The organism is Pseudomonas fluorescens, from assembly GCF_018614655.1.
GTDB lineage: Bacteria > Pseudomonadota > Gammaproteobacteria > Pseudomonadales > Pseudomonadaceae > Aquipseudomonas > Aquipseudomonas fluorescens_BX.
Genome location: NZ_JAGGOG010000002.1, coordinates 278,125 through 295,108 on the forward strand (window position 1 = coordinate 278,125; position 16,984 = coordinate 295,108).

Here is a 16,984-nt window from a genome sequence, read left to right on the forward strand (position 1 = left end):
TTGATTTCCAGATGCCCAAGACTAGACCAGTCCTACAGATCTTGGTTCCAGTTTGATAAAGAACCCCGAAAAAAACCATTCGGCGAAGGCGTGATCGACGCCATCTATCAATAGATCAGCACAGCCAATTAGACGCGACCCTTTGTCGCGCCTAGTCTAGGAGCTGAATACTCCGTCGGTGGTAATACCCCATGAACGCCAAGCGTCCATCCTGCGCGGCGCCCGCCCTTGAAACGCACGCGCCCGCCGCCAGCCACAGCTACCAGTATTGCAATCTTGAACACACCGAATCCGCCAGTACCGCATTGGCCGAAGAAGTGGCGTTGGCGATTGCCTATAACGACATCAGCCAGGCGGTGATGTTGGTGACGCCGACCGACCTTGAAGATTTCATCGTCGGTTTCAGCATCGGCAGCGGCATTATCACCGACGTTAGCGATATTTATGATCTGAAACTCAGTGGAACGGGCTCGACCCAGTACGCGCAGGTAGAAATTTCCAGCCGCGCCTTCTGGAACCTCAAGCAGCAACGTCGGCAACTGGCCGGCACCAGTGGCTGCGGTTTGTGTGGCGTGGAGGCGGTCGAACAGGCACTGCCCGACCTCAACGTCTTGCCAGGCGCGCCCTTGCCCCCAGCCGAATGGCTTGATGGTCTGCGGCAACGCATCAGCGCCTTCCAGCCATTGGGCCAATACAGTGGCGCGGTTCATGCGGCGGTGTTCATGAACGCCCAGGGCGAATTGCTGCTGGGCCGTGAAGACATCGGCCGGCACAACGCCCTCGACAAACTGATCGGCGCGCTGATCCGCCAACAGATTCCGACCGACGGTGGCCTGGCGATTGTCACCAGCCGTTGCAGCCTCGAACTGATCCAGAAAGTCCTGCGCGCCGGTATCCAGACCCTGGTCAGTCTGTCGTCGCCCACCGGCCTGGCCCTGCAATGGGCTCGTCGGCACAACCTCAATCTTATCCACCTGCCGCAGAAAAGTGCGCCGCGGGTCTACAGCCCTGCGATGGAGAACCAAGCGTGAGCACTCATCACCAAGCCGACGATAAACCCACCCCGCGCTACAAACCTTACAAAGGGCCGGCCGGTGGCTGGGGCGCGCTGATCAGCGTGGCACAGGCCTGGTTGACCAGTGACAACGCGCTGAAAAACATCCGCATGATGCTCAAGACCAACCAGAACGGCGGTTTCGACTGCCCGGGTTGTGCCTGGGGTGACTCGCCGGAAAGCGGCATGGTCAAGTTCTGCGAAAACGGCGCCAAGGCGGTCAACTGGGAAGCCACCAAGCGCCGGGTGGACGCTGCATTCTTCGCCAAGCACAGCGTCAGCTCCCTGCTGGAGCAGAGCGATTACTGGCTGGAGTATCAGGGCCGCCTGACCGAGCCCATGAGCTACGACGCCGAAACCGACCGTTACAAACCCATCAGTTGGGAGTCGGCCTTCGACCTGATCGGCAAGCACCTCAACACGCTACCGAACCCGGATATGGCCGAGTTCTACACCTCGGGCCGGGCCAGCAACGAAGCGGCGTATTTGTATCAGCTGTTCGTGCGCGCCTACGGCACCAACAACTTTCCGGATTGTTCAAACATGTGCCACGAGGCCAGCGGCGTGGCCCTGGCGCAAAGCGTGGGCGTCGGCAAAGGCACTGTGACCTTCGACGACTTCGAACACGCCGATGCCATTTTCGTCCTTGGCCAGAACCCTGGCACCAACCACCCACGAATGCTTGAACCCCTGCGCGAAGCGGTAAAGCGCGGCGCCCAGGTGGTGTGCATCAACCCACTGAAAGAGCGCGGCCTGGAACGCTTCCAGCACCCGCAACATCCGCTGGAAATGCTGACCAACGGTGACAAACCGACCAACACCGCGTATTTCCGCCCGGCGCTGGGTGGCGACATGGCCATCCTGCGGGGCATGGCCAAGTTCCTGCTGCTGTGGGAACGCCAGGCCCAGGCGGAAGGCAAAGAGGCCGTGTTCGACCACAATTTCCTCAACGAGCACACCGCCAACGTCCTCGACTACCTGGGCCGTATCGATGACACCACTTGGGATGAGATCGTCGAGCAATCCGGCCTGACCCTGGTAGAGATCGAGCAAGCGTCGCGTATGTACGCCAAAGGCAAGAACGTGATCATGTGCTGGGCGATGGGCATCACCCAGCACCGACACTCGGTGCCGACCATCCAGGAAATCGCCAACCTGATGATGCTTCGCGGCAACATCGGCCGGCCGGGTGCCGGCCTGTGCCCGGTGCGCGGCCACAGTAATGTGCAGGGCGACCGCACCATGGGCATCAATGAACGGCCACCGGTGGCGTTCCTTGATTCCCTGGAGCGTCGCTTCCAGTTCAAGGTGCCTCGCGAAAACGGCCACAACGTGGTGGAAGCGATTCACGCCATGCTGGAAGGCCGCTCCAAAGTGTTTATTGGCCTGGGCGGCAACTTCGCTCAAGCCACGCCGGACAGCCCACGCACCTTCGAAGCCCTGAGCAATTGCGACCTGACCGTGCAAATCAGCACCAAACTCAACCGCAGCCACCTGGCTCACGGTAAAGAAGCACTGATCCTGCCATGCCTGGGCCGTACCGACATCGACCTGCAAACCGAAGGCGCGCAAGCAGTGACGGTGGAAGACTCCTTCAGCATGGTCCACGCCTCCAATGGCCAACTGCAGCCGCTGTCGAAACAGATGAAGTCCGAGCCTGCGATCCTCGCCGGTATCGCCGCCGCCACACTGGGCAGCAAGCCGGTGGACTGGAACTGGCTGGTAGCCGATTACGACCGCATCCGCGACCTGATCGCCGACACTATTGCAGGCTTCAAGGACTTCAATGCGCGGGTGAAAAATCCGGGCGGCTTCTACCTCGGCAACGCTGCCGGTACCCGTCGCTGGAATACCCCATCAGGTCGCGCCAACTTCCGCGCCAACGCCCTGCCCAAGGACCTGGTGCATGAGCGCACCCGTGCTACCGGGCAGTTGCCGGACCTGATCATGCAGTCGATGCGCTCCCACGATCAGTACAACACCACCATCTATGGCCTGGACGATCGTTATCGCGGGGTCAAGGGCCAGCGGGATGTGCTGTTCGTGAACGAAGCCGACATCATTCGCCTGGGCTTCAAGCCAGGGCAGAAGGCGGATATCGTGTCGATCTGGGATGACGGACGGGAACGGCGGGTCAAGGGTTTCACCTTGCTGGCGTTTGATATTCCGGCAGGGCAAGCGGCGGCGTACTACCCGGAGGTGAACCCGCTGGTGCCGCTGGAAAGCACCGGAGATGGCAGCCATACGCCAACGTCGAAATTCGTGGCGATTCGTCTGGAAGCGGCCAGTGACAGCGGATTGATCATGGCCAGATCCGCATAAGACAATGCAACGCTGGATCCCGTAGCTGTTGTCGAGCCCCGGCGAGGCTGGATTTCAGGCGAAAAAAAGGCCGCTTTTGCATAAAAGCGGCCGTTCCCAAGTAGCTAAAGACTCGCAAAAACGACTTAAGTTCCCGATACAAAACAGCAACTTAGAAAATTGTATACAACCCGTGTCATTGGTCGGATTTCCATTGTCACAATCTCGATACAGCCTCAGGATCGCGCCGTCATCCTCTTGAGGTTCCCCTATGAAGTTCTCCTCGATTCTCTTGTTGTCCCTTGGCCTGGTCAGTGGCGCAGCCATGGCCGGTGGCACCACCGAAGCCGGTGTGGGCGGCGCATTGGGCGGGGTTCTAGGTTCGGTGGTCGGCCAGCAGTTGGGCGGTAACACCGGCTCGGCAATCGGTGCGGCCCTCGGCGGTGCAGGCGGCAGCGCGGTAGGTGCGGACAAACGCAGCCGCGGCGAAGCAGCGATTGGCGGCGCTTTGGGCGCGGCAGGCGGCAACGTGGTAGGTCGCAGTGTGGGCGGCAGCACCGGCAGCCTGATCGGCGCAGCAGCCGGCGGTGGCGCGGGCGGCGCGCTGGGCAACTACATGGGCAACAAGAGTGATGATGACGACCGCCGCTATCGTGGGCGCGATGACCGTCGCTATTATCGCGATGATCATCCTGGTCGCGGCCATGCGTATGGCCATCGCAAGAACAAGCATCACTACCGTCATCACCGTTAATTGACGGCTCTGTAGCCGCTGCCATCTTCTGCAGCGGCTACAGTTTCAGATCACCAGGCGCTGCAACGCGTCGCGCAATACCCCCTGGATCGCCACCGGCTGATTCGACTTGCGATCCACAAACACATGCACAAACCTCCCCGCAGCACAGGCGTCCTCTTCGCCAGCCTTGAACACTGCCAATTCATACTGCACTGAACTGTTTCCCAACTTGCCCACGCGCAGACCGATTTCGATGCGTTCGGGAAAGGCAATGGAAGCGAAGTAGTCGCAAGCCGAGCTCACCACAAACCCCACCACTTCACCGTCATGGATATCCAGCCCACCCTCTTCGATCAGGTAGGTATTTACGGCCGTGTCGAAGAAGCTGTAGTAGGTAACGTTATTCACATGGCCATACACATCATTGTCGTGCCAGCGGGTAATGATCGGCTGGAAGTGACGGTAATCGGCACGCTGGGGCATCGAGTCAGACATGGGCAAGTCTCGTTAAAGTGGATTTACAGACTGTTCAAATGAGCTTCGGCCCATTCACGCACCTCGGCGTAGGGATATTCCTCCAGCACGGCAAAGCCTGGAATCCCTCGCGCCTTCAGCTTGGTAAACAAGGGCACGCCGATACCGCATAAAAACCGCGTGAGCCGTTCAGCGCTGGGCAGCCTGCCGCTGTGCTCATGATGCCTGTGGATAAAATCACCGCACAGTGCCTGGAAGTTTTTATCCACAAGCGCCGGCAAGCCTGGCGGCACCGGCAAATGCGCGACATTACCGTGACAGACCGAACAATGCCCGCATTGTTGGGGCGCGTTTTCGTCGCCGAAGTAATGCGCCAGGCGGTAGCCCAGGCAGCGATCAGTCGCGAACAGGTCCAACATCGCGTGGATCCGCGCAACCTCCGTCACCTCATGCTGCTTGAAGCCTGCATGCAACTCGACGCTCAGAGCCTGGGGATCAAAATCGGTACTCAGCAAACTGTAGACCTCAGTCATCTGCTTGCTTTCCAGCTCGATCAAGCCCTGCTCCTGGAAGTAATCCAAGGCCTTCACCACCCGACTGCGCTCGGCTTGATGCTGTTGATAGAGCGTATCGAAGTCCACCGTCGCCCAGGTTTTCGCCCTTTTGCACACCTGGATAATCGCCGAGACAAACTGCTGTCGCTCACCGGTAAAACGCGCCAGCAATACCTCAGGCTCCACCAGGTATTTGAAACGGTATTCGGCGTAAAAGGCGTAACGCGGTGCAATCACCCCCTTGAGCTCCAGTTGCACCAGCAAGGTTTTGAGCGGTAATTCACGGATGTTGCTGTGGTCCGACAACGACCTGAGCAAAAACTCCCACTGCCCCTCACCACGGGCCGTCAATATTTCTTCCAGGACACGGCGAATACCTTCCTGCTCCGGCGTGTCGCCGTACACAAAGTTTTCCAGCACATTGAGGCTGTCGCGGTTGGCCAGTACCAGGCAATCGGACGGCTGTCCGTCACGCCCGGCACGACCGATTTCCTGGCTGTAGTTCTCGATGGATTTGGGCAGGTCAAAATGCACGACGTTGCGGATATCGCTCTTGTCGATGCCCATACCGAACGCAATGGTGGCAACGATGCAGTTGGACTGGCCACCCATAAACCGTTTTTGGATGCCCTCGCGCTTATCATGGGGCAGACCGGCGTGATACGCCTCGGCCTGGATGCCGTTACGATTCAAATGCTCGGCAACCTGCTCGGCGGTTTTCTGCAAGGTGACGTAGACGATACTCGGCTGATTGGCCCGCTCGTTCATCCAGGTCACCAGTCGCCGACGCTTGTCCTGGCCGCTGACCGGCTCCACCAGCATGTTGAGATTGGGCCGGTAGAAGCCCGTCGTGATCACATCTTCAAGCGCAATGGCGAACTTGGCCTGCATGTCGGCGATCACCTTCGGCGTGGCCGTGGCCGTCAATAACAGCGCCTGAGGGATACGAAACTGGCGCTGGTAGTCAGGCAGCTTCAGGTAATCCGGGCGAAAGTTATGGCCCCATTCGGAAATACAGTGAGCCTCATCCACCACCAACAGTGAGATGGGTACTGTTTGCAGAAAATTGCGGAAGCGTTCGTTCTTCAGGCGCTCCACGGAAATCATCAGGATCTTCAACTCCCCGGAGCGCGCCCGAGCCATCACCTCATTTGCATCATCGCGGCTCTGGGCCGAATCGATACTGCCCGCCGAGATACCATGGCGCTGCAGGAAGCCAAGCTGGTCCTGCATCAAGGCCAACAACGGCGACACCACCAACGTCAGGTGCGGCAACAACACAGCAGACAGCTGATAACAAAGGGACTTGCCAGAGCCTGTGGGGAAAATCGCCGCTGCCGAACGGCCCGCGAGCACGGCGCTGACGGCTGCCTCCTGGCCCAGACGAAACTGTGGATAACCAAAGACCTCTTGGAGGGTGTTGTGCATAAGCTGTCACTCCATTGACCGCTGAACGAGGCAAAACATGGCTCGAAAACATAGCCCAGCACGTTCGGCGAATCGAGAAAGGTCGCAAGGAGAAAAGAGACAGGATGATACACAGACTGAGGGATGCGGCCGCCAGCAACGTTTCAACCGACACAGGCACCCTACGCAAACGCATTAAGCTACAATTAGACCTCGCACCGAGAGGACGCTGTGATGAGCGAACTGACGTTTGAGCAAAAACAGGATCATTACGACAAGATCCGCCGTTCCAACTACTTGGCCAGCTTGCGCCTGGAAGGGTTCGACACCCACCCCACGGACGTCGACAAACCCCTGCCGACCCGTGAAGCCGTCCTCGCCAAGTACCGCAATACGCCACGCTGATGCTCGACAAATACGGGGTGGGCCAGGATCCCTACTGCTACCCCGTAGTAGCGTCCTGCGTAACCGCCTTGATCTGCACGATGAAGAAAGCCTCCACGAGGCCGAGCGGGAATTGTCTGAAATTGCTGTAGGCAGTCTTCCTCTCTACCCGCCACCCTACGATATTGAACGCCTGCAACACATCCACCGCACCCTGTTCGGGGACATCTACGAATGGGCCGGGGAATTGCGCACAGTCAACATTCAGAAGGGCGACACCCTGTTCTGTACGCCAGAGCGTATCCCACCGGAAGCCGCGAAGATCATCCAGCACATGGCGCAGGCCAACTGGTTTGTCGGGGCTACACAGGCAGAGTTGGTGACACAAATCGCCGAGGCCTATGGCGATCTCAACGTGATCCACCCTTTTCGCGAAGGCAATGGCCGGGCGCAGCGGATTCTATTCGAGCAAATAATCGTCAACGCCGGATTTTCGGTGAACTGGTGGCAGGTGAAAACTGCGGCGTGGGTACCGGCGAATATTGACGCCGTGGCGTGTGATTACCGGGGACTGGAAGTGATTTTTGAACGGTGTATCAGCATGCCGGCCAACACTTGAGTCCCGTCAATCTCGTTACCTTGATCACCCGAAATACAGCAGAGACAAACACACCCGTTCGTTACGATCCTCTGCCCATCGACACCGAGCGGTTGCCGAAGTCTTCCAATCCGCCGCCCAGCAATGCATGCGTACCGCTGTCGACCTCCTGAAAACCTTCTTGCCTTACCTTCAAACAGGCCCACATCAAAGACATTTCCCACATCACTAACGCCCTGTATTGGCTGGCTTTCCTGAGATACCTGAGCGTCAGACAGCATATCTATCACTGACACACCGTCGTCGCGAGCAAGTCGGATCGACACACCGCCGGCCCCCCACATTTGACCAGTTTCGTTTGAAAGATCGCGATCTCATCGATAAAGTCGGCCATCATCACCCACTCCCGCGTGCCTACCATGAACCTGGCCCCCAACTTTCCCGAAGACGCCGCCATGCAGCAACTCCTGCAACTGCTGCACGAAGAAATTGGCCTGCCTGAACATAAGACGCTGCACCTCGCAACCGCCATCAACCTGGACCTGGGCTGCGACGGCGCCGCGGCCAAACAATTCATGGATGCGCTGGAACAGGACTTCGCTGTCGACTTGAACGACTACGATGCCTATCGTTACTTCCAACCTCCCGTCTTCGACGTCTTCCTGAAACACCGAGCCAAAGGCCGCGGTGACAAGATCCCGCTGACCATCGGCATGCTTTACCTGGCTATCAAGACTCAACGCTGGGATACGCAAACGCTGGAAAAACCGAGCGCACAAAACACTCAACCACAATGAAGATCAAAAACTGTGGGAGCCGGGCTTGTCGAATCGTCGCACCGCCGCGATGAGCATCGGTATCTACATATTTCTTGAATCCCCTGAAAGCTCTGTAGCCGCTGTCGAGGCACGAGGCTGCGATAAGGGCCGCAGGACCTTCGGCAGTTTCAAGAGACTGGCGACTGCTGCGTAGCCGCAGGCTGCAGAGGATGGTGTTTATCTGAACCGCCGAGGCAGAAAGCCAAGTCTTCGAAATTGTGTAGATACCTATGCGGCGATGAGGCCAGAACGGCCAACACGCCTATAAACTGATACACCGCAGCCCTGAAAAACAATAAGGACCTTGCATGGACGTACTAATGGGCCTGCTGGCCGCCCTGCTCTGGGGTGGCACGGACTTCCTCGTAGGCCTCAATGCCCGAGCCGTCGGCGTTAAACGCGCGGTGTATTTCGGCCAGGCCTTGGGTTTCCTGATCATGACCCTGCTGCTGGTCATCGTCCCGGCTTTCCTACTCAAATCCCTGGCTGCCCCCTTGAGCGTCTGGCTCCTGGGCACAGTAGCAGCCCTGCTAACCGTCTCCGGCGCACTCGCCCTGTCCAAGGCCTTCGCCCTGGGCAAAGCTGCCATCGTCGCGCCTCTGGTGACCTCATACGGTGTCGTCACCACCCTGCTGTCATGGGCCAGCGGCGAGCGCATCAGTCTGATCCAACTCGGCTGTATCGGGTTGTGTGTAGTCGGTGTGATCCTCTCCAGTATCCACAAGGACAACGGCGTACCGCATAACAGTTCCAATCGCTCCATCGCCTACGCCATGCTTGCCGCGCTGCTCTACGGCACCAGTTTCTGGCTGCAAGGCCGCTACACCTTGCCGACGCTGGGCCCGATCACCATGCTCTGGCTCAGTTACCTGGTGGGCCTGTGCGTGTTGGTGATGATGGTACTCAACGTCAAAGACGGCCTGAAAATACCGCCGCTGAAAAACTGCGCAACGCTGACCGGCGCGAGTCTGATGAACCTCGGTGGTTTTTCGGCATTTTCCTGGGGCGCGATGGCGGGGTCGGTTTCGGTGGTGACGGTAATCAGTACGCTGTCCGGCGGTATCGCGGCGATTCTGGGGTTTGTGTTTTTCAAGGAGCGGTTGTCGGCGGTGCAGGTGATCGGCGTTGCGCTGGTGCTGATCGGTGCGGTGGTTTTGCACTGGGTCGACTAATCCGGCGCCCACAAAAAAAGCCGCCCACAAGGGGCGGCTCTTTCTCAACAACTGCCGAATATTACAACTTCGGACCCGCCGCCTTGATCGCATCGCTCACTTCAAACTTCTTGAAGTTCTCAATGAACAGACCTGCCAGCGCCTTGGCAGACTCGTCGTAGGCAGCCTTGTCAGCCCAGGTATTACGTGGGTTCAACAGGCCGGTCTCAACGCCCGGTACGGCCAATGGCACGTCCAGGTTAATGGTATCCAGGTGCTCGGTTTCAGCCCCGATCAACGCGCCGCTCTGGATCGCTGCAATCACGCCACGGGTAGTGGGGATGTTGAAGCGTTTGCCCACGCCGTAGCCGCCGCCGGTCCAGCCGGTGTTGACCAGGTAGACCTTGGAACCGAAACCGCGGATACGCTTGATCAACAGCTCTGCGTATTCGCCAGCCGGGCGCGGGAAGAACGGTGCGCCGAAGCAGGTGGAGAAGGTCGACTTGATGCCGCTGCCCGAACCCATTTCAGTCGAGCCCACCAGAGCGGTGTAGCCGGACAGGAAGTGGTAGGCCGCTTGTTCTTCGCTGAGGATCGACACTGGCGGCAGAACGCCAGTCAGGTCGCAGGTCAGGAAGATCACAGCGTTTGGCTCGCCACCGAGATTTTTCTCGGAACGCTTGGCAACGTGCTCCAGCGGGTAAGCGGCACGGCTGTTCTGGGTCAGGCTGACATCGGCGTAGTCGGCGTGCTTGGCATCGTCGATTACAACGTTTTCCAGCACAGCGCCATGCTTGATGGCTTTCCAGATAACCGGCTCGTTCTTCTCGGACAGGTCGATGCACTTGGCATAGCAACCGCCTTCGATATTGAACACCACGCCCTCGCCCCAACCGTGTTCGTCGTCACCAATCAGGTAACGGCTTTCGTCGGCGGACAGGGTGGTTTTACCGGTGCCGGACAGGCCGAAGAACAGGGTCACGTCGCCCGCTTCGCCGATGTTGGCGGCGCAATGCATCGGCAGTACGTCGGAAGCTGGCAGCAGGAAGTTCTGCACCGAGAACATGGCTTTCTTCATCTCACCGGCGTAACGCATGCCGGCGATCAGCACTTTTTTCTGGGCGAAGTTGAGGATCACGCAACCATCGGAGTTGGTGCCGTCACGCTCTGGCACGCACTCGAAGTTGGCAACGTTGAGCACCTGCCATTCTTCACGACCGGCCGGGTTGTACTGGGCCGGGTTGATGAACAGGCAACGACCGAACAGGTTCTGCCAGGCAGTCTGGGTGGTCATCTTCACGGCCAGGTAGTGGTCTTCGGCAGCACCTACGTGAACGTGGGAAACGAAATGCTCTTGCGCGTTGTTGAATGCCTCGACGCGAGCCCACAGGGCGTCGAACTTGTCGGCCGGGAACTTGCGGTTGATCGGGCCCCAGGCGATGGCTGCCTGGGTGGAAGGCTCTTCAACGATGAAGCGGTCGACCGGCGAACGGCCGGTGCGGTGACCGGTTTCTACGACCAGCGCGCCAGTATCGGCAAGCACGCCTTCACCGCGCTGCAGGGCTTCTTTGACCAGATCGTCAACACTCAGATCGGTGTATACGGCGTTATTGGCTTGCGTCATGAGGTTCCCCGTCGGCCAGTGGCCGAGTGCTCCAAACGTTTTGTAGTAGAAAGTTGCGCACTACTACCGCGAAAAAAGTGGGCCGGATTATGCCAGAAAAGCCCAAAAAAAGTAGGGCCCTCCCGTCAGAACTGCGCTAATCCGGCGTTTGTCAGGTGAATTACCTGTGCTTAAACGTTTTAGTGGCGGGTGCCCGAAGGGGTGTCGACACCTGCCCCGGCGAACAATTGAGCGATATCAGCGGCGTCAAACAAGTAGCGCTGGTTGCAGAACTGGCAGTCGATTTCGATGTGGCCGCCATGCTCCACCACCAGGTTCTGGGCATCTTCCAGGCCCAGGCTCACCAAGGCGTTGGCCGAACGCTCGCGGGAGCAGCTGCAGTGAAAACGCAGGGATTGCACATCAAACAGGCGCACGGCCTCTTCGTGGTAGAGGCGATGCAGGATGGTTTCGTTGTCCAGGCTCAGCAGCTCTTCGGCGGTCAGGGTACCGGCCAGCGCGGTGAGGTTGCGCCAGCTTTCGGCGCGATCGTCGTCGTCCTTGATGCGGTCCTTCGGCAATTGCTGCAACAGCAGGCCACGGGCGCGCTTGCCGTCGGCGTTGAGCCAGAACCGGGTGCCGATTTGCTGGGACATCACGAAATAGTTGGTGAAGCAGTCGGACAGGGTTTCGCCGTCGAGGTCGACGATGCCCTGATAACGCTGGCCCTCGGTCGGGTCGACGGTAAGCGCCAGCACGCCGTTGGGCATCAGGTCGGCCAAGGTGGCATCCGGAGTAATCTGGTCGGCTTCGTAACGGGCCAGACCACGGATTTCCCGCTCACTGGAACACTCAATCATCAGCAACGGAACCGGGCCTTCGGAACGGGCCTGGAGAATCAGCAACCCATCGAACTTCATGGTGCCAACCAGCAGAGCGGCAGCGGCCATCAGCTCGCCGAGCAGTTGCGCGACCGGCTCCGGATAGGGGTGCTTGGCGAGGACTTCGGCATAGCTACGCTCCAGGGCAACCAGTTCGCCACGGGCGTCGCTGTCGTCGAAGATGAAGCGTTGGGTGAAGTCGGTATCCGGTAGATCAGTCATAGGTCTGGGTATCTGAATTGAAGAGTTTTAACGCGAAGATGCAACAGTTTATGAACAATCCGGGTTTGTTCCAAGCCAAGCGACACCTTGGGCGATTACCGGTTGACCTCAATCGTCGTTGCCACTGCCACGAAACTTGAACAGGTCCCGTCGTTGCTTCTTGCTCGGCTTGCCGTCGGTGCTGACGCCCAGCGAGCCGGCCTTGCGCATGGCCGCGGCATTCTCACGCTTGGCGATGCTCGCTTCGGTCTCGGCGTACAGGGCCTGGGCCTCGGGCGCGCCTCGGCGCACGATAGCTAGCGCCTGGACCACCACCGTGCGCTCATCAAAACCGACGCGAATCTGGAATTCATCACCAATGCGCGGTTCCTTGCCTGGCTTGCAGCGCTCGCCACGGCAATGCACCTTGCCACTCTCAATGGCGGCCTTGGCCAGGGCACGAGTCTTGTAGAAGCGCGCCGCCCACAACCACTTGTCCAACCGGACTTTTTCGTCCTCTTCCTGCTTTTGAGCCACTTGAATTCCTCGCTCTGAAAAATGCCGCAACTTTAACGTTGAAAGCCTACGACGCATAAAGCCTTGAGCTCACCTAAGATACGCCAGACGTCACGCTGTTTCCGTGAGTTTCCCTTGAACCCACTGATTTGCGAAGCCCGATAGATAACTGTCGCCATTTGCCGAATATTCTGCGTGAATACCGCGAAATCGGCGCGTCACCCTCAGTGACCGTTCGGGGATTGTCACAATCCTTGAGCAGTTGGACGTTACTGTCCTCGACGACTACGAAATATTTCTGATTGCCGGTTATCCATATTGAAGACATTTGACCATTTGACCGTTGTCGGTCTGCGTGAGTGGGTGGCACTTCCCGAGCTGGGAGTGGCAGGCCTGCGGGCAAAAATCGACACCGGTGCCAGTACCTCCAGCCTGCATGCCACCGAGATCGAGCCGTTCGAGCGCGACGGTGAAAAGTGGGTGCGCTTCACCGCGCACCTGGGCAGCGTTGTGCAATTGCGTCACCGGCGCTGCGAGGCGCCACTGGTGGCGATGAAAACCATCAAAAGCTCCAACGGCCAAGCGCAGGTGCGCTATGTCATCAGCACCACACTCGCCCTGGGTGATCGTGTATGGCGGGTGGAGTTCACCCTCGCCTGCCGCAAAGCCATGCGTTATCGCCTGTTGCTCGGTTCCAAAGCCCTGATTGACGGCCAACTGGTGGTCAATCCCGGGATCAAATACGTTCAAGACAAGCCGGTGTTCCCGGTCTCTACTACCTCTGCCACAGGTGTTGCATGAAGATCGCTGTGCTGTCGCGTAACCCGCGTCTGTATTCCACCCGTCGCCTGGTCGAGGCCGGCACCGAACGTGGCCATGAGATGGTGGTGATCGATACGTTGCGCGCCTATATGAACATTGCCAGTCATAAGCCGCAGATCCACTACCGGGGCAAGCCGCTGGAAGGCTTTGATGCGGTGATCCCGCGAATCGGTGCCTCGGTGACGTTCTATGGCTGCGCAGTGCTGCGCCAGTTTGAAATGATGGGGGTGTTTCCGCTCAACGAGTCGGTGGCCATCGCCCGCTCCCGGGACAAGCTGCGCTCGCTGCAGTTGCTGTCGCGGCGCGGTATTGGTTTGCCGGTGACGGGTTTTGCCCACTCTCCCGATGACATTCCCGACCTGATCGAGATGGTCAACGGTGCGCCGCTGGTGATCAAGGTACTGGAAGGCACCCAGGGCATCGGCGTGGTGCTCTGCGAAACCGCCACCGCAGCCGAATCGGTGATCGAGGCGTTCATGGGCCTCAAGCAGAACATCATGGTCCAGGAATACATCAAGGAAGCTGGTGGTGCGGATATCCGCTGCTTCGTGGTAGGCGACAAGGTGATTGCGGCAATGAAACGCCAGGCCAAGCCAGGAGAGTTTCGCTCCAACCTGCACCGAGGCGGCAGTGCCAGCCTGATCAAGATCACCCCGGAAGAACGCATGACTGCACTGCGGGCCGCCAAGGTCATGGGGTTGAGTGTGGCGGGTGTGGATATCTTGCGGTCAAACCACGGACCACTGGTGATGGAAGTGAACTCGTCACCGGGCCTGGAAGGGATTGAGACCACCACCAGCAAGGATGTGGCGGGGATCATCATTCAACATCTGGAGAAGAATGGTGGACCGAATATGACTCGGACCAAAGGCAAGGGCTAAAAATACAAGCATCAAAGCAACGCAGAACGAGTGTGGGAGCGGCGGTGCGACGATTCGACTTGCTCGCGAATGAGGTGGATCAGTCGACATAACAGTGACTGAAACACCGCATTCGCGAGCAAGTCGCACCGCCGCTCCCACATTAGACCGCATCCCTGGGCAACATCAGCCCCAACGGCAAACGCACACGCGCTTCCAGACCACCCTCGGTACGGTTGCGCAATTCAACATTGCCGCCGTGCATCGAAGCAATCCGCCGCACAATGGCCAGGCCCAGGCCCGTCCCTTTGCCACCCCGGGCACGGTCGCCACGGGTGAAGGGGTTGAAGATGCCTTCCAGTTCATCTGGATCAATACCAGCGCCACGGTCCATGACACTCAGCACCACATAAGGCGCGCTAGGGTCTCCCGACACGTAAGCGGCCACCTCCACATCAGAGCCGGCATGATGTAACGCATTGCCGATCAGGTTGTTCAACAACCGCTTCATCGACACCCGACGCAACGCGAACGGTTGGATCGGTTCCAGGCGCATGCGCACCTGTTCACCGTTCTGGTTGTACGGTGCCACCACTTCGCGCACCAGATCCGTCAGGTCGACCTCCTCCACCACCTCGTCACGACCATCGCGGATAAAGGCCAGGAACTGATCGAGGATCGCGTCCATGTCTTCGATATCACGAACCATGTCGTCGGTAAGGTCAGTGTGGTTACCCATCAACTCCAGGGAAAGCCGCAAACGTGTCAGCGGTGTGCGCAGGTCATGGGACACGCCCGCAAGCATCAGCTCACGCTCGCGCCCGGCCTGTTCGACATCCTCGGCCATCTGGTTGAAGGCGCTGTACACCTCGGTCATTTCGCTCGGCGTGTCGCTGATGGGCAGGCGCACACTGCGGCCTTGACCCAATTGGCGCGCCGCAAATACCAGGCGCTTGAGCGGTTGATTGAGCTGGCGCACAAAAATCCAGGCAGACGCGGTTGAAAGCAAACCAATAGCCAGGAACCAGCCCAGCACGTTCCAGATCTTCTGGCCACGCAACGGATGCGGATACAGCGGCACTTTCAGCCAGCCATCCCCCAGGCTTGGCGCTCGGACCCACAGTGCCGGTGACACATGCATGCGCAGCCGTACTTCGGTGTCATCACCCAGTTCTGCCTGCATCTGGCGCTGGTAAATCTCACTATAGGGCCAATGCTGCTCACCTTCGGGCACACCAGCGCCCACTACCCGGACCAGCGTCGCCGCCTTGGCGATCTTCTCGCGGTTCTCGGGGTCTGCGGCCCAATAGGCGCGTAGTGTCAGGGCGACGCCGTGGCTGTACTGTCGATCTACCAGAACGTCCTCGTTCATCAATAGGTAAACCAGGGTCAGCGCCTTGGAAAAAAGAACGACGATCAGCACCAGCCAAAGGGTGCGGGAGAAGAAGCTTTGCGGGAACCAGAGCGGGGTTTTCATAGAAGACAGCTAGACACCTTGCAGGAGCGAGCGGCGCTCGCAGAATTGCAGACGCCGGGCATCCAGTCGCCCCCGAGGGGACGAACTTCAGAATGCCCGCGCCTGCAAATCATCGATCACTTGGTCGCAGTGCCATCCGGCACAAATACATAACCCACGCCCCACACCGTCTGGATATAGCGCGGCTTGGATGGATCCGGCTCGATCATCCGACGCAGACGGGAAATTTGCACATCGATGGAGCGCTCCAGAGCGTCCCATTCGCGACCACGGGCCAGGTTCATCAGCTTGTCACGGGTCAACGGCTGGCGAGCGTTCATCACCAGGGCCTTGAGCACCGCGAATTCGCCGGTGGTCAGCATATGGACTTCGTCACCACGCTTCAGCTCACGGGTTGCCAGCGACAGTTCGTAGTCGCCGAAGGTCACGCTTTCATCTTCGCTACCCGGGGCGCCCGGCACCGGAGCAGCCTGGCGACGCAACACCGCCTTGACCCGAGCCATCAGCTCATCGGGGTTGAACGGCTTGGCCAGGTAATCGTCGGCGCCCAGTTCGAGCCCCTTGATACGACTCAGCTCATCGCCCTTGGCGGTCAGCATGATGATCGGAATCTGGTTGTTCGCGCCACGCAGGCGCTTGCAGGCAGTCAGGCCGTCTTCGCCGGGCAACATCAAGTCGAGCACGACCAGGTTGAATACTTCGCGCCCCAGGAGGCGGTCCATTTGCTCGGTGTTCGGTACCGCACGGGCACGATAGCCCTTGGAGTTGAAAAAACGCTCCAGCAGGCTGCTCAGCCCCGGATCGTCGTCAACGATGAGAATTTTTTCGCCTTCAGCAGTTTGTGCAGTGCTGCTCATTAGATGCTCCTCTTATCTCGGTGCGCATTATGGCGTAGCTGCCGTTATACGCACCGAGTGCATTGTTAGCAGATTTTTCCTCTACCGCCAGCGATCCCGAGCCCTACAACCACCGGCGCAATCCCCCCAAGGGCAGAACGCTGGTTATAATGCGCCGCCTTTGTGCAGGGCAACGTCAGATCATTACTGTTTACTGCAAGACGTCTTTTTTTCACGCCCTTGCAGTGATTTTCCGATTTCGAGGGTCAATAGGCAGCCTCTTGACCCAGGTAGCGGCGCCAGTCGGGCCG

The 16,984-nt window shown here is 58.9% G+C and carries 15 protein-coding genes and 1 pseudogene; 9 read left to right on the forward strand and 7 right to left on the reverse strand.

Annotated features, from left to right (window positions below):
* Window positions 1-191 precede the first annotated feature (191 nt).
* The 3 genes from fdhD to J7E41_RS02075 all read left to right on the forward strand — a co-directional run bounded on the left by fdhD (window position 192) and on the right by J7E41_RS02075 (window position 4,109).
* A complete protein-coding gene (gene fdhD, locus J7E41_RS02065; RefSeq protein ID WP_214989738.1) occupies window positions 192-1,031 on the forward strand; it encodes a formate dehydrogenase accessory sulfurtransferase FdhD in 840 nt (279 codons plus the stop codon).
* Entirely contained in the window at window positions 1,028-3,376 is a 2,349-nt protein-coding gene (locus J7E41_RS02070) for an FdhF/YdeP family oxidoreductase (protein ID WP_214989739.1), read from the forward strand. Before fdhD ends, J7E41_RS02070 begins: the two co-directional genes overlap by 4 nt.
* A 250-nt stretch (window positions 3,377-3,626) precedes the next feature.
* Window positions 3,627-4,109, forward strand: coding sequence for a glycine zipper domain-containing protein (locus J7E41_RS02075; RefSeq protein ID WP_214989740.1), 483 nt, complete (start codon window positions 3,627-3,629; stop codon window positions 4,107-4,109).
* Window positions 4,110-4,154: 45 nt separating this feature from the next.
* On the opposite strand, the gene J7E41_RS02080 is transcribed toward J7E41_RS02075, so the two are convergent.
* Both J7E41_RS02080 and J7E41_RS02085 read right to left on the reverse strand, forming a co-directional pair.
* Window positions 4,155-4,586, reverse strand: coding sequence for an acyl-CoA thioesterase (locus J7E41_RS02080; protein WP_214989741.1), 432 nt, complete (start codon window positions 4,584-4,586; stop codon window positions 4,155-4,157).
* 23 nt (window positions 4,587-4,609) lie between these two features.
* Window positions 4,610-6,547, reverse strand: coding sequence for a RecQ family ATP-dependent DNA helicase (locus tag J7E41_RS02085; protein ID WP_214989742.1), 1,938 nt, complete (start codon window positions 6,545-6,547; stop codon window positions 4,610-4,612).
* A gap of 213 nt (window positions 6,548-6,760) precedes the next feature.
* On the opposite strand from J7E41_RS02085, the gene J7E41_RS02090 reads away from it, so the two are divergent.
* The 4 genes and pseudogenes from J7E41_RS02090 to J7E41_RS02105 all read left to right on the forward strand — a co-directional run bounded on the left by J7E41_RS02090 (window position 6,761) and on the right by J7E41_RS02105 (window position 9,498).
* Window positions 6,761-6,931, forward strand: a complete 171-nt coding sequence (locus J7E41_RS02090) for a YhfG family protein (RefSeq protein WP_214989743.1) — start codon at window positions 6,761-6,763, stop codon at window positions 6,929-6,931.
* A pseudogene (locus J7E41_RS02095) lies at window positions 6,931-7,529 on the forward strand (putative adenosine monophosphate-protein transferase Fic). Before J7E41_RS02090 ends, J7E41_RS02095 begins: the two are co-directional and overlap by 1 nt.
* Before the next feature lie 398 nt (window positions 7,530-7,927).
* Window positions 7,928-8,305, forward strand: coding sequence for a DUF1493 family protein (locus tag J7E41_RS02100; RefSeq protein WP_214989744.1), 378 nt, complete (start codon window positions 7,928-7,930; stop codon window positions 8,303-8,305).
* Between the two features lie 341 nt (window positions 8,306-8,646).
* Window positions 8,647-9,498, forward strand: a complete 852-nt coding sequence (locus tag J7E41_RS02105; RefSeq protein WP_214989882.1) for a DMT family transporter — start codon at window positions 8,647-8,649, stop codon at window positions 9,496-9,498.
* Window positions 9,499-9,559: 61 nt separating this feature from the next.
* Here the strand turns inward: J7E41_RS02105 and J7E41_RS02110 are convergent, their stop codons facing one another.
* From J7E41_RS02110 to J7E41_RS02120, 3 genes are all read right to left on the reverse strand, one after another.
* Window positions 9,560-11,101: a phosphoenolpyruvate carboxykinase gene (locus J7E41_RS02110; protein WP_214989745.1), complete on the reverse strand. Its 1,542-nt coding sequence runs from the start codon at window positions 11,099-11,101 to the stop codon at window positions 9,560-9,562.
* A gap of 179 nt (window positions 11,102-11,280) precedes the next feature.
* On the reverse strand, window positions 11,281-12,183 hold the full coding sequence (gene hslO / locus J7E41_RS02115; RefSeq protein ID WP_214989746.1) for an Hsp33 family molecular chaperone HslO: 903 nt from the start codon (window positions 12,181-12,183) through the stop codon (window positions 11,281-11,283).
* Between the two features lie 108 nt (window positions 12,184-12,291).
* Window positions 12,292-12,699, reverse strand: a complete 408-nt coding sequence (locus J7E41_RS02120; protein WP_214989747.1) for an RNA-binding S4 domain-containing protein — start codon at window positions 12,697-12,699, stop codon at window positions 12,292-12,294.
* A 315-nt stretch (window positions 12,700-13,014) separates the two neighbouring features.
* Between J7E41_RS02120 and J7E41_RS02125 the strand changes: the two genes are divergently transcribed.
* Both J7E41_RS02125 and rimK read left to right on the forward strand, forming a co-directional pair.
* Entirely contained in the window at window positions 13,015-13,479 is a 465-nt protein-coding gene (locus tag J7E41_RS02125; RefSeq protein WP_435304110.1) for an ATP-dependent zinc protease family protein, read from the forward strand.
* Entirely contained in the window at window positions 13,476-14,381 is a 906-nt protein-coding gene (rimK, locus tag J7E41_RS02130; RefSeq protein ID WP_214989748.1) for a 30S ribosomal protein S6--L-glutamate ligase, read from the forward strand. Before J7E41_RS02125 ends, rimK begins: the two co-directional genes overlap by 4 nt.
* Window positions 14,382-14,523: 142 nt before the next feature.
* Here the strand turns inward: rimK and J7E41_RS02135 are convergent, their stop codons facing one another.
* Both J7E41_RS02135 and ompR read right to left on the reverse strand, forming a co-directional pair.
* Window positions 14,524-15,837, reverse strand: a complete 1,314-nt coding sequence (locus J7E41_RS02135) for an ATP-binding protein (protein ID WP_155585492.1) — start codon at window positions 15,835-15,837, stop codon at window positions 14,524-14,526.
* Between the two features lie 116 nt (window positions 15,838-15,953).
* A complete protein-coding gene (gene ompR / locus J7E41_RS02140; protein WP_003213175.1) occupies window positions 15,954-16,694 on the reverse strand; it encodes an osmolarity response regulator transcription factor OmpR in 741 nt (246 codons plus the stop codon).
* Window positions 16,695-16,984: the final 290 nt, after the last annotated feature.

What these genes read in the sequence shown, in the direction of transcription:
- fdhD (WP_214989738.1), top strand. Translation starts at nt 192, where the DNA reads ATGAACGCCAAGCGTCCATCCTGCGCGGCGCCCGCCCTTGAAACGCAC.
- J7E41_RS02075 (WP_214989740.1), top strand. Translation starts at nt 3,627, where the DNA reads ATGAAGTTCTCCTCGATTCTCTTGTTGTCCCTTGGCCTGGTCAGTGGC.
- J7E41_RS02080 (WP_214989741.1), bottom strand. Translation starts at nt 4,586, where the DNA reads ATGTCTGACTCGATGCCCCAGCGTGCCGATTACCGTCACTTCCAGCCG.
- J7E41_RS02085 (WP_214989742.1), bottom strand. Translation starts at nt 6,547, where the DNA reads ATGCACAACACCCTCCAAGAGGTCTTTGGTTATCCACAGTTTCGTCTG.
- J7E41_RS02090 (WP_214989743.1), top strand. Translation starts at nt 6,761, where the DNA reads ATGAGCGAACTGACGTTTGAGCAAAAACAGGATCATTACGACAAGATC.
- J7E41_RS02100 (WP_214989744.1), top strand. Translation starts at nt 7,928, where the DNA reads ATGAACCTGGCCCCCAACTTTCCCGAAGACGCCGCCATGCAGCAACTC.
- J7E41_RS02105 (WP_214989882.1), top strand. Translation starts at nt 8,647, where the DNA reads ATGGGCCTGCTGGCCGCCCTGCTCTGGGGTGGCACGGACTTCCTCGTA.
- J7E41_RS02110 (WP_214989745.1), bottom strand. Translation starts at nt 11,101, where the DNA reads ATGACGCAAGCCAATAACGCCGTATACACCGATCTGAGTGTTGACGAT.
- hslO (WP_214989746.1), bottom strand. Translation starts at nt 12,183, where the DNA reads ATGACTGATCTACCGGATACCGACTTCACCCAACGCTTCATCTTCGAC.
- rimK (WP_214989748.1), top strand. Translation starts at nt 13,476, where the DNA reads ATGAAGATCGCTGTGCTGTCGCGTAACCCGCGTCTGTATTCCACCCGT.
- J7E41_RS02135 (WP_155585492.1), bottom strand. Translation starts at nt 15,837, where the DNA reads ATGAAAACCCCGCTCTGGTTCCCGCAAAGCTTCTTCTCCCGCACCCTT.
- ompR (WP_003213175.1), bottom strand. Translation starts at nt 16,694, where the DNA reads ATGAGCAGCACTGCACAAACTGCTGAAGGCGAAAAAATTCTCATCGTT.